The organism is Stenotrophomonas capsici, from assembly GCF_034961085.1.
Taxonomy (GTDB): Bacteria; Pseudomonadota; Gammaproteobacteria; order Xanthomonadales; family Xanthomonadaceae; genus Stenotrophomonas; species Stenotrophomonas capsici.
Genome location: NZ_JAYFUH010000190.1, coordinates 1 through 1,649, shown reverse-complemented (window position 1 = coordinate 1,649; position 1,649 = coordinate 1). Strand labels below are relative to the sequence as shown.

Genomic DNA, 1,649 nt, shown 5'->3' with positions numbered 1-1,649 from the left:
GGGCTGGACGTGCGCCATGGCACGCGCGCACGGCTGTACGCCAGCACGCACCTGGACCCGTACAGCGGGCAGGTGGACCCGCATGACCTGCCCGGCCACATGGATGGCTGGAACGGGGCGGTCAATGCGTTCTTCATGCTGCACTTCGGCAGCTTCGGCGGGAATCCGGTGCGCTGGCTGTACGTGCTGATGGGGCTGGCCGGCGCGGCGCTGTTCTACACCGGCAACCTGCTGTGGGTGGAATCGCGGCGACGCAAGCGCAAGGGGCCGGAAACGCCCGCGCAGAAACTATCGGGCTGGGTGCTGGGTTGCCTGACGGTGGGCGTGTCATTGGGTTGCGTGGCCGGCATCTCCGCCAGCCTCGCCGCAACCAAATGGTTGCCCGCGTTGGTGGCGGATCTGAAGGCGTGGCACACCGGTATCTACTACGCGGTGTTCGTGGCCGCGATCGGTTGGGCGTTCCTGCGCGGCGCATCACGCGGTGCGGTGGAACTGCTGTGGCTCAGCGCGGTGTTCACGCTGGCCATACCGCTGTCGAGCCTGGCCGGCGTGTGGGGCATCGGCGGGGCATGGAGCCACGCCGGCAGCTGGCCGGTGGACGTGACCGCGCTGATGTCGGTGCCGGTGCTGTTGTACATCGCCCGGCGCACGCGCCTGCGCTTGCAGCAGGGCCATACCGACAGCATCTGGGCACAGACCAGCCCCAACCCCGTGTAGAGCGCCGCCATGCTGCGCTGTGGTTGGGCCGGGACGGCGCCTGCCGAGCATGGCTCGGCACTACCGCCAGCACCCGGCAGCGCGAAGGGCGTGCGGCTTTTTGTAGGAGCGGCCTTGGCCGCGAAGCTGGCGATGCGTCGGCCAAACACGGACAACGGGATCAACGCGGTTGCATGCTCCGCGACAACCTGAAACGCGATGTGCTTCGTGGCCAAGACCGCTCCTGCGGCGCGTCGTTGGTCACCTTGCGTGGCGCTTGAGCAGGTCCAGCAGCACCTCGGCTTCGCTGGCGCGCTTGGCCGGGTCCTTCTCGGCGACGACATGGTCGTTCAGGTGACCGGCCATCACTTCCATCATCAGCCCGTGCATCGCGCCCTTGGCGGCGGCGATCTGCACCAGCACGGCGTCGCAGTCGTCGCCGGCTTCCAGCGCCTGTTCCAGCGCGGCCACCTGGCCGGCGATGCGGCGGACCCGGGCGAGCAGCTTCTTCCTGTCACGTTGGATATGTGCCATGGTCGGAATCGTATACCCTATGGGGGTATATGAGAAGGCCGCCATGATGAACCTTGAAACCCTTGCCCAGTCCCGCCAGCACAGCCACGCCTTCAGCGACGGCAACCCGATGGCGGAGAAGAACACCCGCCGGGCCATGGCCCTGACCGTCGTGATGATGGTGGTGGAGATCGCCGGTGGCTGGTGGTTCAACTCGATGGCGGTACTGGCCGACGGTTGGCACATGAGCTCGCATGCCTTGGCATTGGGGCTGGCCGCGTTCGCCTATGCCTGCGCGCGGCGGTACCGGGACGACCCGCGCTTCGCCTTCGGTACCTGGAAGATCGAGATCCTGGCCGGCTACACCAGTGCGATCCTGCTGCTGGGCGTGGCCGGGATCATGGCGTTCGAGTCGATCGCGCGGATGCTCAAGCCCAGCC

General features: G+C 67.4%; 3 protein-coding genes. 2 read left to right on the top strand and 1 reads right to left on the bottom strand.

What is annotated here, in order from left to right:
* Positions 1-717: PepSY-associated TM helix domain-containing protein (locus VA603_RS11250; protein ID WP_323438890.1), on the top strand; the 717-nt coding region annotated here is incomplete at its 5' end.
* A 240-nt stretch (positions 718-957) separates the two neighbouring features.
* On the opposite strand, the gene VA603_RS11245 is transcribed toward VA603_RS11250, so the two are convergent.
* Entirely contained in the window at positions 958-1,230 is a 273-nt protein-coding gene (locus VA603_RS11245; RefSeq protein ID WP_323438889.1) for a metal/formaldehyde-sensitive transcriptional repressor, read from the bottom strand.
* Between the two features lie 46 nt (positions 1,231-1,276).
* Here VA603_RS11245 and VA603_RS11240 point away from each other — a divergent pair.
* Positions 1,277-1,649: cation diffusion facilitator family transporter (locus tag VA603_RS11240; protein WP_323438888.1), on the top strand; the 373-nt coding region annotated here is incomplete at its 3' end.

What these genes read in the sequence shown, in the direction of transcription:
- VA603_RS11245 (WP_323438889.1), bottom strand. Translation starts at nt 1,230, where the DNA reads ATGGCACATATCCAACGTGACAGGAAGAAGCTGCTCGCCCGGGTCCGC.